The organism is Cobetia sp. SIMBA_158 (assembly GCF_046566945.1).
GTDB classification, from domain to species: Bacteria; Pseudomonadota; Gammaproteobacteria; order Pseudomonadales; family Halomonadaceae; genus Cobetia; species Cobetia amphilecti.
On the sequence record NZ_JAWJYL010000593.1, the window covers coordinates 1 to 260 of the forward strand.

1 pseudogene is annotated in these 260 nt (G+C 35.4%); it reads left to right on the top strand.

The window, feature by feature from the left end:
* Window positions 1-196: pseudogene (locus R2R70_RS21210) on the top strand (hypothetical protein); the annotation flags it as partial.
* Between the last annotated feature and the right edge of the window lie 64 nt (window positions 197-260).

Below are 260 nucleotides of genomic sequence, written 5' to 3' on the forward strand. Positions count from 1 at the left end.
ATTTGGTGTAGCAATGGTTCCTAAAATAGTATTAGATAACAGCCCACTAAAAGACAAAGTACAGATACTCACACCAAAAATGCAAGCCCCTGAAGGCTTTGACATTGGCTTAGCAGTTTTAAGAAAAGAGCTCAACGACCCCGCTATTAGTGCTTTGTGGAATATTGCACAAACTTTAGACGCAAAAGCGATTTAGATTTTTTTACCGTTAAATAAGTTCATAAAATAGTATTATTATGGCTTGCGTAAAGGTTTACTAT